The sequence below is a fragment of the Limnohabitans sp. TS-CS-82 genome (assembly GCF_002943475.1).
Window position 1 is genome coordinate 313,061 of the sequence record NZ_PTQX01000004.1, and the last position, 22,305, is coordinate 335,365.

Here is a 22,305-nt window from a genome sequence, read left to right on the forward strand (position 1 = left end):
CTCTGTGCAACCTGCTACCCAACCTCCACGCGCGATCCGCGAACTCCCCGACGAACTCATCAGCCAAATCGCCGCCGGCGAGGTGGTGGAACGCCCCGCTTCCGTGGTGCGTGAGTTGGTCGACAACGCCTTAGACGCTGGCGCCACCCACATCACGGTGCGTTTGTTAGCGGGCGGTGTGCGGCTGATCAGCGTGGAAGACAACGGCGTGGGCATTCCTGCCGAGGAACTGCCCATCGCGTTGAAGCGTCATGCCACGAGCAAGATCACCAGCCTGAGTGAGCTGGAGTCGGTGGGGACCATGGGTTTCAGGGGCGAGGCCTTGGCCGCCATTCAATCGGTGTCTGAGTTGTCCGTGTTGTCGCGCACCGCCGCACAAGACATGGCCATGCTGCTCGACGCGCGCAGTGGCGAGTTGCAAGCGGCAGCCCGCGCGCAAGGCACCACCATCGAAGTGAAAGAACTCTTTTACAGCACGCCCGCACGTCGCAAATTCTTAAAAACAGACAACACCGAACTGGCCCACTGCGTGGAGGCCGTTCGCCGTCACGCCTTGACGCGCCCTGAAGTGGGCTTTGCGATTTGGCATGAAGGTAAATTGGTGGAGCAGTGGCGTGCTCAGTCCACCACGGTGCATGCCGCCGATGCGCAAGCCCAAGTTGACACGGGCATTGACAGCACACCAGGAGACGCCCTTCAACGCGCCCAACGCCTTGCCTTGGATCGCCGTCTCGCCGATGTCTTGGGCGATGATTTCTTAGACAACTCGGTCGCCGTGAATTACCGCTCAGGCAACGTGACCGTGATCGGTCGCGCTGGCGTGCCCGACGCCGCGCGTTCGCGTGGCGACCACCAGTTCTCGTACGTCAACGGCCGCTATGTGCGCGACAAAGTGGTGACCCACGCGGCCCGCAGTGCCTACGAAGATGTGTTGCACGGTCACCGTCAGCCGGTCTATGCCTTGTATGTGGAGATCGACCCAACTCGCGTGGATGTCAACGTGCACCCCACCAAGATTGAGGTGCGTTTTCGTGACAGCCGAGAAGTACACCAAGCCGTGCGCCACGCGGTTGAAAACGCCTTGGCCGTGCCTCGGGCTAACTTGCTGGCGGCGGCGGCATTGACCGCTACGGATGCGAATTTGGCAGTTGACGATGCTGCGCAACTCAAGCCCAGCCCCAGCGCCTGGCCACAAGCGCATTGGCAACAAGCGGCTATGCCACTCGCGGGCAACCGCGTGTCCGACCTCAGCGCCTTGTGGCAATCCACCGCACCCAAAGGCTTGCCAGCACAAGAGGCTGCACACACCCCATTTGATGCAACAGCGATTAGCGGTCGCGATGCGGGTTCTACTTTTTTCAACGACACCACGTTCGCAGGCACCGGTGCCACCTCGCCCCTCACGACCAGCGCCAGTCACGCATCGTTGAGCGCCGCAAGCGCGCCTTCGCCCGAATCTTGGCCTTTGGGCAAAGCGTTGGCACAACTGCATGGCGTGTACATCTTGGCGGAAAACGCCCAAGGCTTGATCTTGGTCGACATGCACGCGGCGCACGAGCGCATCGTCTACGAGCAACTTAAAACCCAAGTAGACACGCAACACATGGCCAGCCAGCCGCTGTTGATTCCCGCCAGCTTTCCGGCCACTGCACAAGAAATCGCCACGGCTGAAGCCAATGTGCAAACCCTGCACGAATTGGGTTTGGAAATCTCGGCCCTGTCCGCCAAAACCTTGGCCGTCCGAGCCGTGCCCAGCAGCTTGGCGCAAGGTGATGCCGTCGCGCTGGCCCGCAGCGTTTTGGCCGAGCTCTCGCAACACGATGCCAGCACCGTGGTGCAACGCGCCCGCAACGAGCTGCTGGCCACCATGGCCTGCCACGGCGCGGTGCGCGCCAACCGACGCCTGACCCTCGACGAAATGAACGCGCTGCTGCGCCAAATGGAAGTCACCGAACGCTCCGACCAATGCAACCACGGCCGCCCCACTTGGCGTCAACTCACCATGCGCGAACTTGACGCTCTCTTTTTGCGCGGCCGTTGATGTCACCCCCACTCATTGTTGCCCTGCTGTCGTTGTTGTTGGGCATTCAGCCCGTCGCCACGGACTTGTATTTACCGGCCCTGCCCGCCATCACTGCCGAGCTTGGGGCATCGGTCGCGCAAGCCCACCTGACGCTGAGTGCGTTGCTGCTGGCGTTTGGCAGCTCGCAATTGGTGTGGGGCCCGCTGTCTGATCGCTTTGGACGCAAACCGATTTTGCTGTGCGGCTTGGCAGCCTTCACCCTCGCCGGTGTGGGTTGTGTGTTATCGACAGCCATGCCGCAACTCATCCTGTGGCGTGCGCTGCAAGGCGCGGCGATGGGCGCGGTGGTGATGTGTGGCCGTGCCATCGTGCGCGATTTGTACATGCCCGAAGTGGGCGCGCGCGTGATGTCCAAAGCGCTCACAGGTTTGGGCGTGATGGCCGCCATCTGTGCGCCGCTGGGAGGTCTGCTCACAGACCTCTGGAATTGGCATGCGGCGCTCGCCTTGGTCGCGGCATTTGGTTTGCTCTCTTGGGTGCTGGTCGCTTGGAAATTTAAAGAAACGGTTCAAGTCAAAAATCTGCAAGCGCTGCGCGGTCAAGTGCTGGTGCAAACGTGGTGGCACATCGTGCGTCACCCGACGTTTGTGGCGTTCACAGCGGTGTCGCTGTGCTCTTACGTGGGGCTGTTCACCTTCTTGGCGTCGTCTTCTTTTGTGTTCATTGGTCTGTTGAAATTGGCGCGCTGGGAATATGGGCTGCTGCTGTTTTCCATGGCCTTCGTTTATCTGAATGGCACGCTGCTGTGTCGACGTTTGTTGCAGCGTTTTGGGGTGCGACACACCGTGGCCATCGGCGGCGGCTTGAGCTTGTTTGGCGGCGGTTGGATGGTGTTGAACGCGTGGCTGGGATGGTTCAGCGTGCCCAGCATCATGCTGCCGTATTACGTCTTCATCTTGGGTCATGGCATTCACCAGCCTTGTGGACAAAGCGGTGCCATTGGCCCGTTCCCACAAGCTGCCGGTGCCGCGTCTGCTTTGGGTGGTTTCTTAATGATGGTGGCCGCGTTCGCCACAGGCCTGTGGCTGGGGACGCAAGCGAACGGCAGCGTCTTTCCCATGGTCAACACCTTGGGATTTTGGAGCCTGCTCACCGCACTGTCGGCATGGGGCTTGGTGCTGCGACAGCCTGGAGCGAAAACATGACCGCCCGCCCCTTAGACGCCATCGCCTTGTTGGGACCTACCGCCAGCGGCAAAACAGCCGCCGCCTTGGCCATTGCGCAATGGCTGCCCATCGAAATCATCAGCCTCGACTCGGCCTTGGTCTATCGCGGCATGGACATTGGCACCGCCAAACCCAGCGCGCAAGAACTGGCCCAAGTGCCTCACCACCTGATTGACATTCGCGACCCTTTGCAGGCCTACAGCGCTGCCGAATTCGCACGCGATGCGGCCCGCTTGATGACCGACATTCGTGCACGCGGCAAGCTGCCTTTGGTTGTGGGCGGCACCATGCTCTACCTCAAGGCACTGCGTGACGGCATCGATGATTTGCCAACAGCACAACCCGAATTGCGTGCCCACATCGAAGACCAAGCCATCGACATCGGCTGGCCCGCCATGCACGCCGAATTGGCCAAGGTCGACCCCGTCACGGCGGCTCGCTTGGCGCCCAACGATGCCCAACGCATCTCTCGGGCCCTAGAGGTCTGGCGCGTCAGCGGTAAAGCGCTGTCGCAATGGTTTGCTGAAGCCGCCAGCACGCGCGCGCAGCAAACTGCGCTGAATATGCCGCTGATCTCTTTGGAGCCGAACAACCGCGCTTGGTTGCACGAACGCGTAGGCCAGCGCTTTGACACCATGCTGAAGGCTGGTTTTATCGATGAAATGCTCGCCTTGCGTGCGCGTGGCGATCTGCACATCGACTTGCCCAGCATGCGCTGTGTGGGCTACCGACAAGCCTGGGAATTGCTAGAACGCGCAGCAGATTTCAACGTGCCCATCGACACCCTCTTGCCGCAGTTGCGCGAGTTGGGCACCGCCGCCACACGCCAATTGGCCAAGCGCCAACTCACTTGGCTGCGCGGCATGGATGAACGTTTGATCGTGCCTTGCGATGCGCCTGATGCACTGGCCCAAACGCAAACCTTGGTGAAGCGGCTTACTGCAGGGTCTCTTTGAGCGACTCGGGCATGGGCAAAGGCAGCACCGCAATGCCCTCGTCCAACAAAGCCTCGGTTTCTTGCGGGCTGGCTTGACCACGGATGTTGCGGTGCTCGGTTTCACCGTAATGCATTTTTCGCGCCTCTTCAGGAAAACTGCTGCCCACATCTTCGGTATTGGCCACCACTTGGCGCACCATTTTCAATAACGCAGCTTGCAATTGCGCAGGTTCAAGCGCATGAGGTTCTTGTGCGTGAGTGATCGCAGCCTCAGAAACGGTTGACGCAGATTCTGTTTGCATCGGCTCAGACTCGATTTGACGTGCAATTCCAGCAGAACGCTCGCCACGCGATGTCGTCAGGTTCAACCGAGGGGCGCTGAGTTTTTTGGTGATGGCCGCATCCGCACAGAGCGGGCAAGTGACCAAGCCTCGTGCAAGTTGACGCTGAAAGTCGTCCTCAGAGGCGAACCAGCCCTCAAAGCTGTGCTGCTGGCTGCAATGGAGGTCAAGAACTTTCATAAGCGCAAATTAAGCCACACAACGTGAAAACCACGCGCACAGGCTCAAACGCTTTGCCACGTCAGTGGCCAAGCGCCGCTGAGGTGGTTTTGCAGCCACAACAAGCCCGTGAGGGTTTTGGCGTCGGTCAGCTGCCCATCGCGCGACCACGCCAGCAGCTCGTCGAGGCTGGCCGTGAACACGTCTAAAAACTCACCCTCATCCAACTGGCGCTCGCCAAGGCTCAAGCCACGCGCAAACCAAATGTCAATGAACTCGGTGGAGTAGCTGATCACGGGGTGCAACACGCCGGCGTGCGCCCATTCGGTGGCGCGGTAACCCGTTTCTTCCAACAACTCACGCTGTGCGCAGGCGAGACGGTCTTCACCGGGGTCCAACTTGCCCGCCGGAAATTCGATCATCACCTGTTGCACGGGATAACGGTACTGACGCTCCATGACCAAACGGCCATCGTCAAGAAGGGCAATCACCATGACGGCCCCTGGGTGAATGACAAATTCGCGTGTCGCTTGCTCGCCATTGGGCAGCCGCACGGTGTCACGAAAGGCGTGCAAAAAGTGGCCTTTGAGCAACTCCACGTGATCGAGCGTGTGTTCAACCAAATGGTTGCTGGGTAAAGACATAGGTTCAGACATGAAAAAAGCCAGCGCAGAGGCTGGCTTGGTAGGAAGGTTGTGGATCAGGTGCCGAGCGTTGAGACGATGGCGCGTGCACACAAGGCCATTAAACCGCCGGGCAACATGCCCAAGATCAAAATCAAGGCACCATTGATCGTCAACACGACGCGCACATCAGAACCTGCAGACACGGTGGTGGCTGTGATCGGCGCATCAAAGTACATGACTTTGACCACGCGCAGGTAGTAGAAGGCACCAATCAAAGACATCATCACGGCAAACACGGCCAAAGCAATGGCACCCGCTTGACCCGATGCGATGAGCGATTGCAACACCGACAGCTTGGCGTAGAAACCCACCAAAGGTGGCACGCCAGCCAACGAGAACATACACACGGCCATCACGCCCGCATACAACGGACTGCGTTGGTTCAAACCAGCGAGGTCGGTGATCTCTTCGCTCTCAAAGCCTTCGCGGGCCAACAGCAAGATGATGCCGAAGGTCGCCAAGGTGGTCAGCACGTAAGTGATGACGTAGAACATGGATGAGCTGTAGGCATTGGCCGCAGCAGCGGTGTTGCCGTTGACCACACCCGAGAGCAAACCAATCAAGACAAAGCCCATTTGCGAAATGGTGGAGAACGCCAACATGCGCTTGAGGTTGGTTTGCGCCACAGCAGCCAAGTTACCAATCAACAAGGAGCCGATGGACAAGACCATCAACATTTGCTGCCAGTCCACCGCCAAAGGCAACAAGCCTTCCACCAACAAACGGATGGTCATGGCGAAGGCTGCCAATTTAGGCGCGCCACCAATCATCAACGTCACAACCGTCGGTGCGCCTTGGTACACGTCAGGAATCCACATGTGGAAAGGCACCACACCGAATTTGAACGCCAAACCGCACACCACAAACACCAAGCCCAACACCAACACTTGGTGCTTGATTTGGCCGGAGGCCACCGCTTTGAAGACGGTGCTGATGTCCAACGAACCCGTGGCACCGTAGAGCATGGACAAGCCGTAGAGCAAGAAGCCACTGGCCAAAGCGCCGAGCACAAAGTACTTCATGGCGGCTTCGCTGGCGGTTGCATTGTCACGGCGCAAGGCCACCAAGGCGTAGCTGGACAAGGTCAAGAGTTCCAAGCCGAGGTACAGCACGAGGAAGTTGTTGCCCGAGATCATGACGAACATGCCCAAGAGCGCAAACAAACCCAAGGTGAACATTTCGCCACCGCGCAACATGTCGCGGTCAGCCGCATAAGGACGGCCATAAACCAACGTGACCATCACCGCCAAAGCAGCAAAGCACTTGAGCCAACCGCCCATGGGGTCGGACACCACCATGTTGCCAAAGCTGTAAACGGTTTGGCCTTGAGAAGCCGCAGAAGCCTCCAAGTAAGCGACCACACCGATGGTGGCCATGGACAAAGCGTAGGTCAGCGTGCGACGGGGCGACTTGACAAACAAATCGACCAAGGCGATCACGATGGCCATCACAGCCAACAAGACTTCGGGATAAACCGCAGCAATGCTCAGTTTTTCAAACATATTCTTCTATCCCTTTTATTGGGGCAACTTCGACAGGGCAACGTGCTTGAGCAAGTCGGCCACCGAGGCATCCATCACATCGGTAAAAGGCTTGGGGTACAGGCCCATGGCCAACACCGCAATGGCCAGCAAGCTCATGACCAAGAACTCACGCGCATTGATGTCCGTCAACTCTTTGACGTGATCGTTGGCGATAGGACCTAGGTACACGCGCTTGACCATCCACAAGGTGTAAGCCGCACCAAAAATCAAGGCAGACGCTGCGGCCAGACCGATCCAGAAGTTGAACTTGATGGCACCCAAGATGACCATCCACTCGCCCACGAAACCGGCTGTACCTGGCAAGCCGCAGTTCGCCATGGCAAACAACAAGGCAAACGCCGCAAACTTAGGCATGGTGTTGACCACACCGCCGTAACTGGCAATCTCGCGCGAGTGCATGCGGTCGTACAACACACCAATCGACAAGAACATGGCAGCAGACACGAAGCCGTGGGCGATCATTTGCACCAAGGCACCCGACACACCAATGTCATTGAAGATGAAGAAACCCAAGCTCACAAAGCCCATGTGTGCCACAGACGAATAAGCCACCAACTTTTTCATGTCTTCTTGGACCATGGCCACCAAGCCCACGTAGATCACGGCCACGAGCGACAAAGCAATCATGAGCCAAGCAAATTCACGTGCGGCATCGGGAGCGATGGGCAAGGAGAAGCGCAAGAAACCGTAGGCACCCAACTTCAACATGATCGCCGCCAGCACCGCAGAACCACCGGTGGGCGCTTCCACGTGCACGTCTGGCAACCAAGTGTGCACAGGCCACATCGGCACCTTCACCGCGAAGGCAGCAAAGAAGGCGAAGAACAGATAAGTTTGCGCCGTCGCGCCCAAAGGCAATTTATGCCAAGTCGCCAAGTCAAAGCTGCCGCCCGATTGGGTGTACAGATAAATCAAGGCGATCAGCATCAGCAAAGAGCCGAGCAAGGTATACAAGAAGAACTTGAACGCGGCGTAAATCTTGTTCGGGCCACCCCAGATACCAATGATCAAGTACATAGGAATCAACGTGGCTTCGAAGAACACGTAAAACAGCATGCCGTCTACAGCCGTGAACACGCCAATCATCAAACCGCTCAAGATCAAGAAGGCGCCCATGTACTGGTTCACGCGGTCGGTGATGACCTCCCAACCTGCGAGCACCACGATCACCGTGATGAAAGCGGTCAGCAACACAAACCACATCGACAAACCGTCTACGCCCAAGTGGTAGAACACATTGAAGCGTTCAATCCAAGGCGCTTTCTCGACCATCTGCATGGCAGAAGACGCGGTGTCAAACCCTGCATAGATCGGCAACGTCACCAACAGGCTGACCAAGGCGCCAATCAAGGCCACCCAACGAACTGTTTTTGCGTATTCGTCACGACCGAAGGCCAACAACACGGCACCAAAGAAAATTGGTGTCCAAATGGCAAGGCTCAATAAACCCATTTTTTATTCTCCTTATTTGAGCCAGACGAACCACGTCATCAGCAAGAACACGCCCAGAATCATCACCAAGGCGTAGTGATACAGGTAACCCGACTGCAGCTGACGCGAGGCAGTCGACACCCAACCCACCAATTTCCAAGAAGCGTTGACGATGCCACCTTCGATGATGGCTTGGTCGCCGCCCTTCCACAGTCCGGTGCCCAAGAGGCGTGCGCCACGGGCCAAGATGTTTTCGTTGATCCAGTCCAAGTAGTACTTGTTTTCCAACAAGGTGTAGACGGGCTGGAAGGCACGCTTGATCGCAGCAGGCACAGCGGGGTTGATCATGTACATGTAGTACGAGCTCGCCACACCTGCCAAGGCCAACCAGAACGGCGCGGTGCTCAAGGCATGAATCGCCATGGCCACAGCACCGTGGTACTCATGGGCCAACTCGTGCATCACGGGGTGCTTGTCCGCGTTGATGAAGATGGCGTCTTTGAAGAACTCACCGTACAGCATCGGGTCGATCGTCAAGTAGCCGATCACCACCGAAGGAATGGCCAACAACAGCAACGGCACGGTCACCACCCAAGGAGACTCATGGGGGCTGTGATCGTGACCATGGTCGTCATGACCGTGGTGATCGTCGTGGTGTGCATCAGGGTTTTGGTCGTAACGCTCTTCGCCGTGGAACACGAGGAAGTACATGCGGAACGAGTAGAACGCCGTCACAAACACACCGGCCAAGACGGCGAAGTGCGCAAAGCCTGCACCGGGCAAGTGGCTCTCAGCCACGGCTTCGATGATGCTATCTTTCGAATAGAAACCAGAGAAGAACGGCGTACCAATCAAGGCCAACGAACCGAGCAACGAGGTGATCCAAGTGATAGGCATGTACTTGCGCACGCCACCCATCCAGCGGATGTCTTGGTTGTGGTGCATGCCCATGATGACGGAACCGGCACCCAAGAACAGCAAAGCTTTGAAGAACGCGTGAGTCATCAAGTGGAACACGGCCACTGAGTAAGCAGAAGCGCCCAAGGCCACGGTCATATAACCGAGTTGCGACAGCGTGGAATAAGCCACAACGCGCTTGATGTCGTTTTGGATCAAACCCAAGAAGCCCATGAACAAGGCTGTGATGGCACCGATCACCAAGATGAAGTTCAGCGCGGTGTCTGACATTTCAAAGAAGGGCGACATGCGCGTGACCATGAAAATGCCCGCCGTCACCATCGTGGCCGCGTGAATCAAGGCAGAGATAGGCGTGGGGCCTTCCATGGAGTCAGGCAACCAAACGTGCAGCGGGAACTGTGCCGACTTGCCCATCGCACCGATGAACAAGCAGATACAGATCACGGTCACCAACATCCAGTCGGTGCCAGGCAAAGTCAACGCGCCCAGCTCACCCGCTTTGGCAAACGCTTCGGTGTAGTTCAAGGTGCCTGCGTAGGCAGCGATCAAACCAATACCCATGATGAAGCCAAAGTCGCCCACACGGTTCACCAAGAAGGCTTTCATGTTGGCGAAGATGGCCGTAGGTTTGTTGAACCAGAAGCCAATCAACAGATAAGACACCAAACCCACCGCTTCCCAACCGAAGAACAGTTGCAGCATGTTGTTGCTCATGACGAGCATCAACATGGAGAAGGTGAACAAGGAGATGTACGAGAAGAAACGGTTGTAGCCCTCGTCTTCTTCCATGTAACCAATGGTGTAGATGTGCACCATCAGCGACACAAAGGTCACCACACACATCATCATAGCGGTCAGGCCGTCGACCATGAAGCCGACTTCCATTTTCAGACCACCGACCACCATCCAGGTGTAGAGGGTTTCATTGAAGCGCGCACCATCGTTGGCCACGCTGTTCAAGGTCATGGCAGACAACACGAAGGCCAACAGCACGCCCAAGATGGTCAAGGTGTGGGTCAGGCGACGACCGATCCAGTTACCGCCAAAGCGTGTACCGAACAAACCGGCCAAGGTGGAACCCACGAGGGGTGCCAATGGCACGGCCAAAAGCGTAGAAGCTTGAAGGGTTTGAGACATGATCGATTAACCCTTGAGCGTGTTGAGTTCGTCGACGTTGATGCTGGACTTGTTGCGGAACAACTGCACCAGAATCGCCAAACCGATGGCGGACTCAGCGGCCGCCACGGTCAAGATGAAGAACACGAAGATTTGTCCGTTCAAGTCGCCCAAGTAGTGCGAGAACGCCACAAAGTTCATGTTGACAGCCAACAGCATCAACTCAATCGCCATCAACAAGACGATCAAGTTTTTGCGGTTCAAGAAAATGCCGGTCACGGAGAGTGCGAACAAAATCGCGCCCAACGTCAGGTAATGGCCTAAGGTGATGCTCATGCTGATTTCTCCTCTTCGGCTGCGGGTGCGACGGGCGGTTTGACCGCATCCATCTTCACCAGCGCGACACGGTCACGCGCTTTCACGCGAACTTGGTCAGCCGGGTTTTGGTATTTGCTGTCTTTGCGTGCACGCAAGGTCAAGGCGATGGCAGCGATCAAAGCCACCAACAAAATGAGCGCAGCAATTTGCACGGGGTAGAGGTACTCGGTATAGAGCAACACACCCAATTCTTTGGTGTTGGAGACTTGAGCCACCACCACATGTCCCACCTCGGCGGCAGACGCTGGCGCAGCAGAAGCGGCATCCACAGCAGCCGATGCAGCGTCAACGGGCGTCGAAGCCACCACGGCAGCAGGCACCGCGATGGTCGCCGCAGCATGCACTTGGGGTTCGCTGATGCGGAAACCACCCAACAGCACAGCCGCCAATTCAAGCGCAATCACAGCGCCCATGGTGGCCGCCAAGGGGAAATGCTTCCAAAAACCTTGGCGAATGCTGTCAATGTTGATGTCAAGCATCATCACCACAAACAAGAACAAGACCATCACCGCGCCGACATACACCAGCACCAAAGCGATAGACAAGAACTCAGCGCGCAAGAGCATCCAAACGCCAGAGGCTTGGAAGAAGGCGAGTACCAAATACAGCGCAGCATGCACAGGGTTACGCGCCGTGATGACGCGAAACGCTGCAAACAGCATGGTGGCTGAGAACACATAAAAAAGAGCCGATTGAACGTCCATCATGAAATCTTTCAACGGTATTTGGCGTCCGCAGCCTTGTTGGCTGCGATCTCGGGTTCATAACGGTCGCCGACAGCCAACAACATCTCTTTGGTGAAGTACAGGTCACCGCGTTTTTCGCCGTGGTACTCAAAGATGTGGGTTTCAACGATGGAGTCGACAGGGCAGCTTTCTTCGCAGAAGCCGCAGAAGATGCACTTGGTCAAGTCGATGTCGTAACGCGTGGTGCGGCGGCTGCCGTCCGCACGTTGGTCGGACTCGATGGTGATCGCCATCGCGGGGCACACGGCTTCGCACAATTTGCAAGCGATGCAACGCTCTTCGCCGTTTTCATAACGACGCAGCGCATGCAAGCCGCGGAAACGTGGCGATGCAGGGGTTTTTTCTTCTGGGAACTGAATCGTGATGCTGCGCGAGAACATGTATTTGCCGGTGAGGGCCATGCCTTTGAACAGCTCGGTCAGCAAGAAGCTCGACAAAAAGTCGCGCAACGAGAAGGGAACAGATTGTGTAGTTGTTGTCATGGTGTTTGCCGCCTCAGTTCCAGATGTTCCAAGGGGTCTGCATCCAGATACCCACCACCAGCAACCAAACCAACGTCAGAGGAATGAAGATCTTCCAGCCCAAACGCATGATCTGGTCATAGCGGTAACGTGGGAACGTGGCGCGCACCCACAAGAACATGGTCACGACCACGAAGGTCTTAAGCCCGAGCCAAATCCAGCCGGGGATCATGTTGAACAACGCATTGTCAAAGGGTGACAACCAGCCGCCCAAGAACATCACGACGGTCAACATCGACACCAAGATCATGTTGGCGTATTCGGCCAAGAAGAACATCGCGAACGACATGCCCGAGTACTCGATCATGTGACCGGCCACGATTTCAGACTCACCTTCCACCACGTCAAACGGGTGGCGGTTGGTTTCAGCCAAACCGGAGATGAAGTAAATGATGAACACGGGGAACAAAGGCAACCAGTTCCACGACAAGAAGCCCAAGCCCTTGTCAGCCATCATGCCTTTGGCTTGGCCCATGACGATGTCGCTCATGTTGAGACTCGAAGACACCATCAAGACGATCACAAAACAAAAGCCCATCGCGATTTCGTAGCTCACCATTTGCGCCGAAGCACGCATGGCACCCAAGAATGCATATTTGGAGTTGGAAGCCCAACCCGCAATGATCACGCCATACACCTCTAACGATGTGATGGCCATCAAGAACAGCAAACCTGCATTGACGTTGGCCAATGCCACATCAGGACCAAATGGAATCACAGCCCACGCAGCCAGAGCCGGCATGATGGTCATGATGGGGCCCAACAAGAACAAACCTGTGGAAGCTTTGGTGGGGATGATGATCTCTTTGGTCAACAACTTGAGCGCGTCAGCGATCGGTTGCAACAAACCAAATGGACCGGTACGGTTCGGGCCCTTGCGAATTTGGGTGTAGCCAATGGCCTTGCGTTCCCACAAGGTCAAGTACGCCACGCAACCGAGCAAAGGCAACAGCACTGCCACGATCTTGAGCAAAGCCCACAGAACAGGCCAAGCCAGTGTGGTCCACCACACATCCGTGCACAAGCCAAAGCCTGCGTTGTAAATGTTGTCAACCATCACAGGCCTCCCTTCGCATCAACCACAGGTTGCTTCGATTCATCCGCAGGTTGCTTCGCATCAGCCGTGAGTTGCAGCGATGGTGCGCGACGCACCAAGCTGTCGAGTTGGTAAATCGCCGCAGTGGCAGGCTGACCGGCCGCTGGGCTCACGTCCACTGGTGCCGTGCATGCGTTGGACAACAAGGCTTGCACATCAGCAGGGATGGCTTGAGCGCGGACTTCTTCGATGGTCTCGAACTCGAAGCCAGGCACGTGGAGCATGGAGCCCAACACGCGCAAGACTTTCCAGGCAGGACGCGTCTCGCCCAAAGGCTTGACCACACCGTGGAAGCTTTGTGCGCGACCTTCGGTGTTGATGAACGTGCCAGCAGTCTCAGTGAAAGGCGAGATGGGCAGCAGCACATCGCTGATGTCCATGTTGGCCTTGAAAGGAGACAAGGTGACGACCATTTCGGCTTGGCCAATGGCTTGTGCTGCAGCAGCGCCGTTGGCAGCGTCAAAGGCGGGTTCGGTGTTCAGCAACACCACGGCCTTCAAACCACCTGCCAACATTTGGCCTGCATTTTGACCGCCTGCTTTTGGCAAGGCACCCACCACTTGAGCGCCAACGGTGTTGGCGGCTTCACCAAGGTAACCCACAGTTGCGCCGGTTTGTGCGCCGATCCAGTTGGCCAAGCTGAGCAAGCTCGATGCTTTGGCGTGATGCGCCGCTGCGTTGCCCAACAAAATGGCTTTGCGCTCACCGCCTGTCAATGACTTGGCGATGGCTTGTGCTTCAGCGCTGTTGCCGTTGCCCGCCACAGGTGCAGCAGCACCGGTGATGGCGCCCACAGCCGCTGCGATGTCTGCCAAGGCTTGCACCCAGTTGGCGGCATCTGCCACCAAGGTGTTGGCCACAGGCATGGCCCAGTCATAGGCTTGTGCGTTCAAGGCGTTGACCTTGCCACCGTTGCGCACCGCTTGGCGCAGACGTTGAGCCAACAAAGGTTGGTCTTTACGCACGTTCGAGCCAATCACCAAGACGCGTTGCAGCGTGGTGAGAGACGCCACAGAAGTCCCCAACCAACGGGCTTTGTCGTCGTGCTGAAAGTCTGCAGCGCGCAAACGTGTGTCGATGTTTTGGCTACCCAAGCCGCGTGTCAGGCTAGCGGCCAAGAACAACTCTTCAGCCGTGCTGTGTGGGCTGGCCAAAGTGCCGATGGCTTGTGGGCCGTGCTGGGCTTTGACGCCTTGCAAGCCATTGGCCACGTATTCGAGTGCAGTTTGCCAATCGACTTCTTTCCACTCGCCGCCTTGCTTGAGCATGGGCTTGGTCAAGCGGTCTGCGCTATCCAAAGCTTCGTAGCTGAAACGGTCGCGGTCAGCAATCCAGCATTCGTTGACGTCTTCGTTCTCCAAAGGCACAACACGCATGACTTTGTTGTTTTTAACTTGAACGATCAAGTTGGCACCAGTCGCATCATGCGGACTGACCGACTTGCGACGGCTCAATTCCCAAGTACGTGCGCTGTAACGGAATGGCTTGCTGGTCAACGCGCCCACGGGGCAGATGTCGATCATGTTGCCCGACAACTCGGAGTCCACCGATTGACCCACAAAGGTTTCAATCTCAGCGTGCTCACCACGGTTGGACATGCCCAACTCCATGACGCCGGCCACTTCTTGGCCAAATCGCACGCAACGTGTGCATGCGATACAACGGCTCATCTCTTGCATGCTCACCAAAGGACCGACGTCCTTAGGGTGCACCACACGTTTTTCTTCTTCGTAACGCGAGGTAGAACCACCGTAACCCACCGCCAAGTCTTGCAACTGGCACTCACCGCCTTGGTCACAAATAGGACAATCGAGTGGGTGATTGATGAGCAAAAACTCCATCACCGACTTTTGCGCTTTGACGGCACGGTCCGTTTTGGTGCGAACCACCATGCCTTGCGTCACGGGCGTGGCGCAAGCGGGCATAGGCTTAGGCGCCTTCTCCACATCCACCAAACACATGCGGCAGTTGGCCGCGATGCTGAGCTTCTTGTGGTAACAAAAATGCGGAATGTAAGTGCCAGCCTTTTCAGCGGCATGCATGACCATGCAGCCCTCTTGGACTTCAACTTTTTTTCCGTCGAGTTCGATTTCAACCATGGTGCTTATCCGTCAAACGTACGCCGGGACCATGCAGGTCTTTTGCGTGATGTGGTGTTCAAATTCGTGGCGGAAATGCTTGATCATGCCGCGCACGGGCATGGCGGCTGCATCGCCCAAGGCGCAAATGGTGCGCCCCATGATGTTCTCGGCCACGTTGTCCAGCAAAGCCAAGTCGCTTTCGCGGCCTTCGCCACGTTCGATGCGGTCAACCATGCGCCACAACCAACCTGTACCTTCGCGGCAAGGTGTGCACTGGCCACATGATTCGTGCATGTAGAAGTAGCTCAAACGTTGCAGGCTCTTGACCATGCAGCGTGAGTCGTCCAACACGATCACAGCGCCTGAGCCCAACATGGAGCCCGCTTTGGCGATGGAGTCGTAATCCATGGTGCACTGCATGATGACATCGGCAGGCAACACAGGCGATGAAGAACCGCCAGGAATCACAGCCTTCAGGGTGCGGCCTTTGCGCACGCCACCAGCCAACTCCAACAGTTTGGAGAACGGTGTGCCCATCGGGATTTCGTAGTTGCCGGGGCGCTCGACGTCACCGCTGACCGAGAAGATCTTGGTGCCGCCGTTGTTGGGCTTGCCGCATTCGAGGTAAGCCTGACCACCATTGCGGATGATCCAAGGCACGGCCGCGAATGTTTCGGTGTTGTTGATGGTCGTGGGCTTGCCGTACAAACCAAAGCTCGCAGGGAACGGTGGCTTGAAACGCGGTTGGCCTTTTTTGCCTTCGAGCGATTCGAGCAATGCTGTTTCTTCGCCGCAGATGTAAGCGCCAAAACCGTGGGCAGCGTGCAACTGAAAGCTGAACTTCGAGCCCATGATGTTGTCGCCCAAGAAGCCAGCTGCGCGGGCTTCTTCAAGGGCAGCTTCAAAGCGTTCGTAGCTTTGAAAAATCTCGCCGTGGATGTAGTTGTAACCCACGCTGATGCCCATGGCATACGCAGCAATGGCCATGCCTTCGATCACGATGTGCGGGTTGTGTTGCAAAATTTCGCGGTCTTTGCAAGTCCCAGGCTCACCTTCGTCGGAGTTACAGACCAAATACTTTTGACCGGGGAACTGGCGCGGCATGAAGCTCCACTTCAAACCGGTGGGGAAGCCCGCACCGCCGCGACCACGCAAACCCGACTCTTTGACCGTCGCAATCACTTGGTCTTGGGTCATGCCCGCAACGCCAGTTTCGGGATTAGGCGCACTGCCGTCTTGACCCAAAATTTTGCGCAAAGCTTGGTAACCACCGCGCGCCACGTAATCTTGCAGCGACCAGTTATGACCGTTCAACTCTGCCAAGATTTGAGGGCCAAGGTGACGGTCGTGAAAACACGTCTCTTCAGCCGTGGTTTGGAATTGAGAAAGCACTTGTTGGACGTTCATGCTCATTCCTTTGCAGCACGCAGGCCATCGACCAATTGGTCCAGCTTGTCATTGCTCATATAGCTGCACATGGTGCGGTCGTTGACCAACAACACGGGCGCATCGGCGCAAGCACCCATACATTCGCCAGGTTGCAAGGTGAACACGCCGTCAGCGGTGGTGCCGCCAACTTCAATGCCCAGCTTTTGCGCCAAGTGCATCAAAGCGCCCTGCCCGTTGCGCAACTGGCAAGGCAGGTTGGTACACACGTTGATCTTGAACTTGCCAACCGGTTGTTGGTTGTACATGTTGTAGAACGTGGTCACTTCGTGCACAGCCATCGGCGCCATGTCCAAGATCTTGGCAATGGCGCGCTCGCTTTCTGCGCTCACGTAGCCCTGCTCTTGTTGAGCAATCGACAAGCAGGCCATGACGGCCGACTGTTTTTGATCTGCAGGGTATTTGGCAACTTCGCGCTCGAAACGCGCAAAGACCTCGGCCGACAGCGGTGCGCTGTGGTGGATAGCTTCAGAACTCATCGGTCAATTTCCCCGAACACAATGTCCATGGTGCCAATCACCGCAACGGTGTCAGCGATCATGTGGCCACGCGCCATTTCATCCATGGCTGCCAAATGGGCAAACCCTGGGGCGCGAATCTTTAGACGGTAAGGCTTGTTGGCACCATCGCTCACGAGATAGATACCAAACTCACCTTTGGGATGCTCAACGGCGGCATACGCTTCGCCTTCGGGCACATGGAAACCTTCGGTGAAAAGTTTGAAATGGTGGATCAACTCCTCCATGTTCGACTTCATACCTTCACGGCTAGGTGCGGCCACTTTGTGGTTGTCCGTGATGACAGGACCGGGGTTGACGCGCAACCAATCGACGCACTGTTTGATGATGCGGTTGGACTGACGCATTTCTTCCACACGCACCAAATAACGGTCGTAGCAATCGCCGGTTTTGCCCACAGGAATGTCGAAGTCCATGCGGTCGTACACGTCGTAGGGCTGGTGCTTGCGCAAGTCCCAAGCGATGCCTGAGCCACGCAACATGGCGCCTGTGAAACCCAGGTTTTTGGCACGCTCTGGCGTGACCACGCCGATACCCACGGTGCGTTGCTTCCAAATGCGGTTATCAGTCAACAGCGTTTCGTACTCGTCGACCAATTTGGGGAAGCGCTGCGTGAAATCATCGATGAAATCGAGCAATGAGCCTTGGCGGTTTTCGTTCAAACGCGCAATGGCTTTGGCATTTTTGATCTTGCTGACTTTGTACTGCGGCATGGTGTCAGGCAAGTCGCGGTACACGCCGCCTGGACGGAAGTAAGCCGCGTGCATGCGCGCACCCGACACCGCTTCGTACATGTCGAACAAGTCTTCACGTTCGCGGAAGCAATAAATCAAGATATTCATCGCGCCGCAGTCGAAACCATGGCAGCCCAGCCACAACAAGTGGTTGAGCAAACGGGTGATTTCGGAATACATCACACGGATGTACTGCGCACGCTCTGGCACTTCGATGCCCATCATTTTTTCGATGGCCAAACAGTAAGCATGCTCGTTGCACATCATGGACACGTAGTCGAGACGGTCCATGTAGGGCAACGATTGGATGTAGGTTTTGCTCTCGGCCAACTTTTCAGTGGCGCGGTGCAACAAGCCGATATGGGGGTCAGCGCGTTGGACCACTTCGCCATCGAGCTCCAACACCAAACGCAACACGCCGTGTGCTGCAGGATGCTGAGGGCCCAAGTTCAGGGTGTAGTTCTTGATATCAGCCATGGTCAGTGCGTACCGCCGTAGTTGTCTTCACGAATGATGCGCGGCGTGATTTCGCGCGGCTCGATGGTGACGGGTTGGTACACCACACGTTTTTGTTCGGCGTCATAACGCATTTCCACGTGACCCGAGGTTGGGAAATCTTTGCGGAAGGGATGGCCGATGAAACCGTAATCGGTCAACAAGCGGCGCAAGTCCAAATGGCCTTCGAACACGATGCCAAACAGATCAAAGGCTTCGCGCTCAAACCAGTTGGCAGAGCTCCACAGGTCATTGACAGAAGCCACGACCGGCACGTCATCACTCACCGCAAACACGCGCACGCGAAGGCGCCAGTTGTGGCTGATGGACAGCAAATGAATGGTCACAGCGAAACGGGGAGCATCCGTGAATTTGGAATGGGCGCCGTCTTTGTAGCTGGAATAGTCCATGCCACACACATCGATCAATTGCTCAAAGCCTAAACGCGCGTTATCGCGCAAGGTTTGGCAAACATCGTGGTAATCCGCAGCAGAAACTGTGAGCGTCAATTCGCCCAAGGCCGAATCGAGTTGCTTGACTTGACCGCCCAGCACATCGTGCAAAGCCGCCTCAAGCGTTTGAATGGAATGACTCATCTTGAACTTCCTGCTCAGCGGGCAATGGTGTTTTCGCGGCGAATCTTGCTTTGCAACTGCAAGATGCCGTACAACAAAGCCTCAGCCGTGGGTGGACAGCCTGGCACATACACATCCACGGGCACCACACGGTCACAACCGCGCACCACCGAGTAGCTGTAGTGGTAGTAACCACCACCGTTGGCACATGATCCCATGGACAACACCCAACGTGGCTCCGACATTTGGTCGTAGACCTTGCGCAAAGCGGGTGCCATCTTGTTGCACAACGTACCAGCCACGATCATCAAATCGGACTGACGTGGGCTTGGACGAAACAACATGCCGAAGCGGTCGATGTCATAACGGGCAGCACCCGCATGCATCATCTCGACCGCGCAGCAAGCCAAGCCGAATGTCATGGGCCACAACGAGCCCGTTTTGGCCCAATTCACCACCGAGTCATACGACGTGGTGATGAAGCCTTCTTTGAAAACGCCTTCAAGTGACATAGTTGATCCTTATTCCCAATCGATGGCACCCTTGATCCACATGTAGGCAAAGCCTGCAACGAGGATGGCAAGGAAGATCATCATGTCGATGAAGCCAATGAAACCAATTTCCTTGAGCGCCACGGCCCAAGGGAACAAAAATGCGATTTCCAAATCAAACAAGATGAAGAGGATGGCGATCAAGTAATAACGCACATCGAACTTCATGCGCGCGTCTTCAAACGCTTCGAAACCACATTCGTAAGGGGAGTTTTTGGCCGGATCAGGACGATTCGGACCTAAGAGGTAACCCAGAACCTGGGGGGCAACCCCCACGCCAAGGCCCACAAGGATAAACAGGAGGACGGGAAGGTATTGTTCTAAGCTCATCTCAATCTCGCAGTATGACTATCTGTTTTAGTCAGCGAAGTTTGCCGTAACTGGTTGACACCAGAGTTACAGCAAACTTTTTTTGGATGGTGCCGTCGGCGAGACTCGAACTCGCACAGCTTTCGCCACTACCACCTCAAGATAGCGTGTCTACCAATTTCACCACGACGGCTTTGGGTTGATTGCTCAAGGAAAACGAAGAGGGATAACGCTTCCTGAACAGCTTTAGAGTTTACCCTGAAAAGGGCCCCAATCACTCTAAAAGCGAAAGGTTTTTACCTTACTTTGTTGGAATTTGTGCGGCACCTGAAGCAGGCACAACAGCAGGTGCAGGCACAGCACCATTTGCTTCAGTGACAGCAGGCGCAACAGCCGAACCTTCCAGCACGCTGCCAGAACTGGCAGGACGCAAATTACCAAAATAAGCCAAACCTAAAGTACACACAAAGAAGACCGCAGCCAACACACCTGTCGTGCGCGACAAAAAGTTGGCGCCACCGGTCGCACCAAACAAGCTGCCAGAACTGCCACTGCCAAACGCAGCGCCCATGTCTGCACCTTTGCCGTGCTGAACCAAGATCAGGCCAATCATGCCCAAGGCTGCCAACAACTGAACCACTTGCACGATGTTAAGAATCAAACTCATAAAAACTCCGAAAAATATAGATTTCAGCGCGCCGCAGCGGCAATGATGGTGAGGAAGTCAGCAGACTTCAGTGCCGCGCCGCCAATCAAGCCACCGTCAATATCAGGCTGACTCAACAGTTGCGAGGCATTGGCGGCATTCATGCTGCCGCCGTACAAAATCTGAACACGATCGGCATGCTCTGTTGCCGCATGCAATTGCGCGCGTAACACCGCATGCACCGCTTGCGCCTCTTCAGGCGTCGCGGTCTTGCCGGTGCCGATGGCCCAAACAGGCTCATACGCCACCACGATTTCACTGATGCAATGACCATTGGCGTGAATCACCGCCGCCAATTGACGCTTGACCACCTCTTCGGTTTTGCCCGCTTCACGCTCAGCCAAAGTCTCACCCACGCACACGACGGGCGTGATACCGGCAGACAGTGCGCGTTGCGCTTTCGAGGCCACTTGCTCATCCGTTTCGCCATGGTATTGACGACGCTCGGAATGACCCACGAGGCAATAACGCACCGCAAAGTCTTTGAGCATGGCAGCCGATGTTTCACCGGTGTATGCGCCCTGCTCATGGGCAGACACATCTTGCGAACCCAAGTCAATGCCTGAGCCTTTGACCAATTGCTGCACTTGCGACAAGTAACCCATCGGCACACACACAGCGACTTGCGCTTGCTTACCGCCCAAAGCTTGCGCCAAACCTTGTTGCACACCTTGCACCAAAGCTTCGTTGGCAGCCAAGCTGCCATTCATCTTCCAATTTCCTGCAATGAGTTTTTGCTTCATCACAAACTCCAAGTCAAAACGATTTTGCCCACATGCTGGTTGGACTCCATCAAACGGTGTGCACTGGCAGCACCGTCAGCAGACGCGGCATCGAAGGTGGAATGAATCACGGGACGAATACGACCCGCTTCAATCAAAGGCCACACATGCTCACGCAAATTGCGCGCAATCGCCGCCTTGAACGACACAGGGCGAGGACGCAAGGTCGACCCCGTGATGGTCAAGCGACGACGCAACACCAAACCCGCGTTGAATTCACTCTTGACGCCGCCCTGCACCGCGATGATGACCAATCGACCATCTTCGGCCATGCAGGCCACTTCGCGCGCCACATAGTCGCCCGCGACCATGTCGAGCACGACATCCACACCTTTGTCACCCGTCAGGCGCATCGCCTCGGCCACAAAGTCATGGGTCTTGTAATTGATGGCGTGATCAGCGCCGAGAGCCACACAGGCTGCGCACTTGTCGTCGCTTCCTGCGGTGACGATCACGGTGGCACCCAAGGCTTTGGCCATTTGAATGGCCGTCACCCCGATACCACTTGAACCGCCCTGTACCAACAAGGTTTCACCCGTTTGCAAACGCGCACGGTCAAACACATTGCTCCAGACGGTGAAGAAGGTCTCCGGCAATGACGCCGCTTCCACATCGCTCAAGCCCTTGGGTACAGGCAAACACTGGCCAACAGGGGCCACGCAATATTGCGCGTAACCACCACCGGCCACCAAGGCACACACACGGTCACCGACTTTCAAGCCCGCCTCAGCCATGGCCGAAACATCGCCTGACTCGATCACACCCGCCACCTCTAAACCCGGCACATCCGATGCGCCCGCGGGCACAGGATAGTTACCAGTACGTTGCAGCACGTCAGGGCGGTTGATGCCACTGGCGCTGACACGAATCAGCAACTCACCCACACCGGCTTGCGGCACAGGCCGCTGAGCAGGACGCAGCACCTCAGGGGCGCCTGGACTAGAGATTTCGACGATGTGCATCATGTGCAAACCTTGAACGTTGGA

At 56.4% G+C, this 22,305-nt stretch carries 22 protein-coding genes and 1 tRNA gene; 3 read left to right on the forward strand and 20 right to left on the reverse strand.

The window, feature by feature from the left end; genetic code table 11:
* Nucleotides 1-4 precede the first annotated feature (4 nt).
* From mutL to miaA, 3 genes are read left to right on the forward strand one after another with little or no spacing between them, the layout of a single operon-like run.
* Nucleotides 5-2,041 carry a DNA mismatch repair endonuclease MutL gene (mutL, locus tag C5F52_RS11380; protein WP_104798462.1) on the forward strand — a complete coding sequence of 679 codons (2,037 nt, stop codon included), beginning with the start codon at nt 5-7 and terminating at the stop codon, nt 2,039-2,041.
* On the forward strand, nt 2,041-3,228 hold the full coding sequence (locus C5F52_RS11385) for an MFS transporter (protein ID WP_104798463.1): 1,188 nt from the start codon (nt 2,041-2,043) through the stop codon (nt 3,226-3,228). The genes mutL and C5F52_RS11385 overlap by 1 nt, the downstream gene beginning before the upstream one ends.
* Nucleotides 3,225-4,205 (forward strand): tRNA (adenosine(37)-N6)-dimethylallyltransferase MiaA, encoded by a 981-nt coding sequence (gene miaA, locus C5F52_RS11390; RefSeq protein ID WP_104798575.1) that lies wholly within the window; start codon nt 3,225-3,227, stop codon nt 4,203-4,205. Before C5F52_RS11385 ends, miaA begins: the two co-directional genes overlap by 4 nt.
* Here the strand turns inward: miaA and C5F52_RS11395 are convergent.
* From C5F52_RS11395 to C5F52_RS11490, 20 genes are all read right to left on the reverse strand, one after another.
* Nucleotides 4,186-4,707, reverse strand: coding sequence for a DUF1178 family protein (locus C5F52_RS11395; protein ID WP_104798464.1), 522 nt, complete (start codon nt 4,705-4,707; stop codon nt 4,186-4,188). The genes miaA and C5F52_RS11395 overlap by 20 nt on opposite strands.
* Nucleotides 4,708-4,751: 44 nt before the next feature.
* Complete coding sequence (locus C5F52_RS11400; protein WP_104798465.1) at nt 4,752-5,342, reverse strand: NUDIX domain-containing protein; 591 nt, start codon at nt 5,340-5,342, stop codon at nt 4,752-4,754.
* A gap of 44 nt (nt 5,343-5,386) precedes the next feature.
* Complete coding sequence (gene nuoN / locus C5F52_RS11405) at nt 5,387-6,874, reverse strand: NADH-quinone oxidoreductase subunit NuoN (protein ID WP_104798466.1); 1,488 nt, start codon at nt 6,872-6,874, stop codon at nt 5,387-5,389.
* A 15-nt stretch (nt 6,875-6,889) separates the two neighbouring features.
* On the reverse strand, nt 6,890-8,368 hold the full coding sequence (locus tag C5F52_RS11410; protein ID WP_104798467.1) for an NADH-quinone oxidoreductase subunit M: 1,479 nt from the start codon (nt 8,366-8,368) through the stop codon (nt 6,890-6,892).
* A 12-nt stretch (nt 8,369-8,380) separates the two neighbouring features.
* Nucleotides 8,381-10,402: an NADH-quinone oxidoreductase subunit L gene (gene nuoL / locus C5F52_RS11415; RefSeq protein WP_104798468.1), complete on the reverse strand. Its 2,022-nt coding sequence runs from the start codon at nt 10,400-10,402 to the stop codon at nt 8,381-8,383.
* Between the two features lie 6 nt (nt 10,403-10,408).
* On the reverse strand, nt 10,409-10,717 hold the full coding sequence (nuoK, locus tag C5F52_RS11420) for an NADH-quinone oxidoreductase subunit NuoK (protein WP_100132908.1): 309 nt from the start codon (nt 10,715-10,717) through the stop codon (nt 10,409-10,411).
* The gene (locus C5F52_RS11425; protein WP_104798469.1) at nt 10,714-11,463 is read right to left on the reverse strand and encodes an NADH-quinone oxidoreductase subunit J; all 750 of its coding nucleotides are present in this window, start codon (nt 11,461-11,463) and stop codon (nt 10,714-10,716) included. The genes nuoK and C5F52_RS11425 overlap by 4 nt, the downstream gene beginning before the upstream one ends.
* An 11-nt stretch (nt 11,464-11,474) precedes the next feature.
* Nucleotides 11,475-11,987, reverse strand: coding sequence for an NADH-quinone oxidoreductase subunit NuoI (nuoI, locus tag C5F52_RS11430; protein ID WP_100132910.1), 513 nt, complete (start codon nt 11,985-11,987; stop codon nt 11,475-11,477).
* 13 nt (nt 11,988-12,000) lie between these two features.
* A complete protein-coding gene (gene nuoH, locus C5F52_RS11435) occupies nt 12,001-13,083 on the reverse strand; it encodes an NADH-quinone oxidoreductase subunit NuoH (protein WP_104798470.1) in 1,083 nt (360 codons plus the stop codon).
* The gene (nuoG, locus tag C5F52_RS11440; RefSeq protein ID WP_104798471.1) at nt 13,083-15,221 is read right to left on the reverse strand and encodes an NADH-quinone oxidoreductase subunit NuoG; all 2,139 of its coding nucleotides are present in this window, start codon (nt 15,219-15,221) and stop codon (nt 13,083-13,085) included. The genes nuoH and nuoG overlap by 1 nt, the downstream gene beginning before the upstream one ends.
* A gap of 12 nt (nt 15,222-15,233) precedes the next feature.
* On the reverse strand, nt 15,234-16,610 hold the full coding sequence (gene nuoF, locus C5F52_RS11445) for an NADH-quinone oxidoreductase subunit NuoF (protein WP_104798576.1): 1,377 nt from the start codon (nt 16,608-16,610) through the stop codon (nt 15,234-15,236).
* 2 nt (nt 16,611-16,612) lie between these two features.
* On the reverse strand, nt 16,613-17,128 hold the full coding sequence (nuoE, locus tag C5F52_RS11450; RefSeq protein WP_104798472.1) for an NADH-quinone oxidoreductase subunit NuoE: 516 nt from the start codon (nt 17,126-17,128) through the stop codon (nt 16,613-16,615).
* Complete coding sequence (locus C5F52_RS11455; RefSeq protein ID WP_104798473.1) at nt 17,125-18,378, reverse strand: NADH-quinone oxidoreductase subunit D; 1,254 nt, start codon at nt 18,376-18,378, stop codon at nt 17,125-17,127. Before C5F52_RS11455 ends, nuoE begins: the two co-directional genes overlap by 4 nt.
* 2 nt (nt 18,379-18,380) lie before the next feature.
* Nucleotides 18,381-18,992: an NADH-quinone oxidoreductase subunit C gene (locus C5F52_RS11460; protein ID WP_104798474.1), complete on the reverse strand. Its 612-nt coding sequence runs from the start codon at nt 18,990-18,992 to the stop codon at nt 18,381-18,383.
* A gap of 14 nt (nt 18,993-19,006) precedes the next feature.
* Nucleotides 19,007-19,483: an NADH-quinone oxidoreductase subunit B family protein gene (locus C5F52_RS11465; protein WP_100132916.1), complete on the reverse strand. Its 477-nt coding sequence runs from the start codon at nt 19,481-19,483 to the stop codon at nt 19,007-19,009.
* A gap of 9 nt (nt 19,484-19,492) precedes the next feature.
* Nucleotides 19,493-19,852 (reverse strand): NADH-quinone oxidoreductase subunit A, encoded by a 360-nt coding sequence (locus C5F52_RS11470; RefSeq protein WP_104798475.1) that lies wholly within the window; start codon nt 19,850-19,852, stop codon nt 19,493-19,495.
* A gap of 87 nt (nt 19,853-19,939) precedes the next feature.
* Nucleotides 19,940-20,024 (reverse strand) — tRNA-Leu (locus C5F52_RS11475).
* A 108-nt stretch (nt 20,025-20,132) separates the two neighbouring features.
* Nucleotides 20,133-20,498 carry a preprotein translocase subunit SecG gene (gene secG / locus C5F52_RS11480; RefSeq protein ID WP_104798476.1) on the reverse strand — a complete coding sequence of 122 codons (366 nt, stop codon included), beginning with the start codon at nt 20,496-20,498 and terminating at the stop codon, nt 20,133-20,135.
* A gap of 23 nt (nt 20,499-20,521) precedes the next feature.
* Nucleotides 20,522-21,280 carry a triose-phosphate isomerase gene (tpiA, locus tag C5F52_RS11485; protein ID WP_104798477.1) on the reverse strand — a complete coding sequence of 253 codons (759 nt, stop codon included), beginning with the start codon at nt 21,278-21,280 and terminating at the stop codon, nt 20,522-20,524.
* On the reverse strand, nt 21,280-22,281 hold the full coding sequence (locus C5F52_RS11490) for an NAD(P)H-quinone oxidoreductase (RefSeq protein ID WP_104798577.1): 1,002 nt from the start codon (nt 22,279-22,281) through the stop codon (nt 21,280-21,282). The genes tpiA and C5F52_RS11490 overlap by 1 nt, the downstream gene beginning before the upstream one ends.
* Between the last annotated feature and the right edge of the window lie 24 nt (nt 22,282-22,305).

Excerpts from the sequence above, each read along its gene's own strand:
- nuoF (WP_104798576.1), bottom strand. The coding sequence starts at position 16,610 with ATGAACGTCCAACAAGTGCTTTCTCAATTCCAAACCACGGCTGAAGAG.
- C5F52_RS11385 (WP_104798463.1), top strand. The coding sequence starts at position 2,041 with ATGTCACCCCCACTCATTGTTGCCCTGCTGTCGTTGTTGTTGGGCATT.
- C5F52_RS11465 (WP_100132916.1), bottom strand. The coding sequence starts at position 19,483 with ATGTCACTTGAAGGCGTTTTCAAAGAAGGCTTCATCACCACGTCGTAT.
- C5F52_RS11490 (WP_104798577.1), bottom strand. The coding sequence starts at position 22,281 with ATGCACATCGTCGAAATCTCTAGTCCAGGCGCCCCTGAGGTGCTGCGT.
- tpiA (WP_104798477.1), bottom strand. The coding sequence starts at position 21,280 with ATGAAGCAAAAACTCATTGCAGGAAATTGGAAGATGAATGGCAGCTTG.
- miaA (WP_104798575.1), top strand. The coding sequence starts at position 3,225 with ATGACCGCCCGCCCCTTAGACGCCATCGCCTTGTTGGGACCTACCGCC.
- C5F52_RS11425 (WP_104798469.1), bottom strand. The coding sequence starts at position 11,463 with ATGGACGTTCAATCGGCTCTTTTTTATGTGTTCTCAGCCACCATGCTG.
- nuoK (WP_100132908.1), bottom strand. The coding sequence starts at position 10,717 with ATGAGCATCACCTTAGGCCATTACCTGACGTTGGGCGCGATTTTGTTC.
- nuoI (WP_100132910.1), bottom strand. The coding sequence starts at position 11,987 with ATGACAACAACTACACAATCTGTTCCCTTCTCGTTGCGCGACTTTTTG.
- C5F52_RS11410 (WP_104798467.1), bottom strand. The coding sequence starts at position 8,368 with ATGGGTTTATTGAGCCTTGCCATTTGGACACCAATTTTCTTTGGTGCC.
- nuoG (WP_104798471.1), bottom strand. The coding sequence starts at position 15,221 with ATGGTTGAAATCGAACTCGACGGAAAAAAAGTTGAAGTCCAAGAGGGC.
- nuoH (WP_104798470.1), bottom strand. The coding sequence starts at position 13,083 with ATGGTTGACAACATTTACAACGCAGGCTTTGGCTTGTGCACGGATGTG.
- C5F52_RS11400 (WP_104798465.1), bottom strand. The coding sequence starts at position 5,342 with ATGTCTGAACCTATGTCTTTACCCAGCAACCATTTGGTTGAACACACG.
- C5F52_RS11395 (WP_104798464.1), bottom strand. The coding sequence starts at position 4,707 with ATGAAAGTTCTTGACCTCCATTGCAGCCAGCAGCACAGCTTTGAGGGC.
- C5F52_RS11470 (WP_104798475.1), bottom strand. The coding sequence starts at position 19,852 with ATGAGCTTAGAACAATACCTTCCCGTCCTCCTGTTTATCCTTGTGGGC.
- secG (WP_104798476.1), bottom strand. The coding sequence starts at position 20,498 with ATGAGTTTGATTCTTAACATCGTGCAAGTGGTTCAGTTGTTGGCAGCC.
- nuoL (WP_104798468.1), bottom strand. The coding sequence starts at position 10,402 with ATGTCTCAAACCCTTCAAGCTTCTACGCTTTTGGCCGTGCCATTGGCA.
- C5F52_RS11460 (WP_104798474.1), bottom strand. The coding sequence starts at position 18,992 with ATGAGTCATTCCATTCAAACGCTTGAGGCGGCTTTGCACGATGTGCTG.
- C5F52_RS11455 (WP_104798473.1), bottom strand. The coding sequence starts at position 18,378 with ATGGCTGATATCAAGAACTACACCCTGAACTTGGGCCCTCAGCATCCT.
- nuoN (WP_104798466.1), bottom strand. The coding sequence starts at position 6,874 with ATGTTTGAAAAACTGAGCATTGCTGCGGTTTATCCCGAAGTCTTGTTG.
- nuoE (WP_104798472.1), bottom strand. The coding sequence starts at position 17,128 with ATGAGTTCTGAAGCTATCCACCACAGCGCACCGCTGTCGGCCGAGGTC.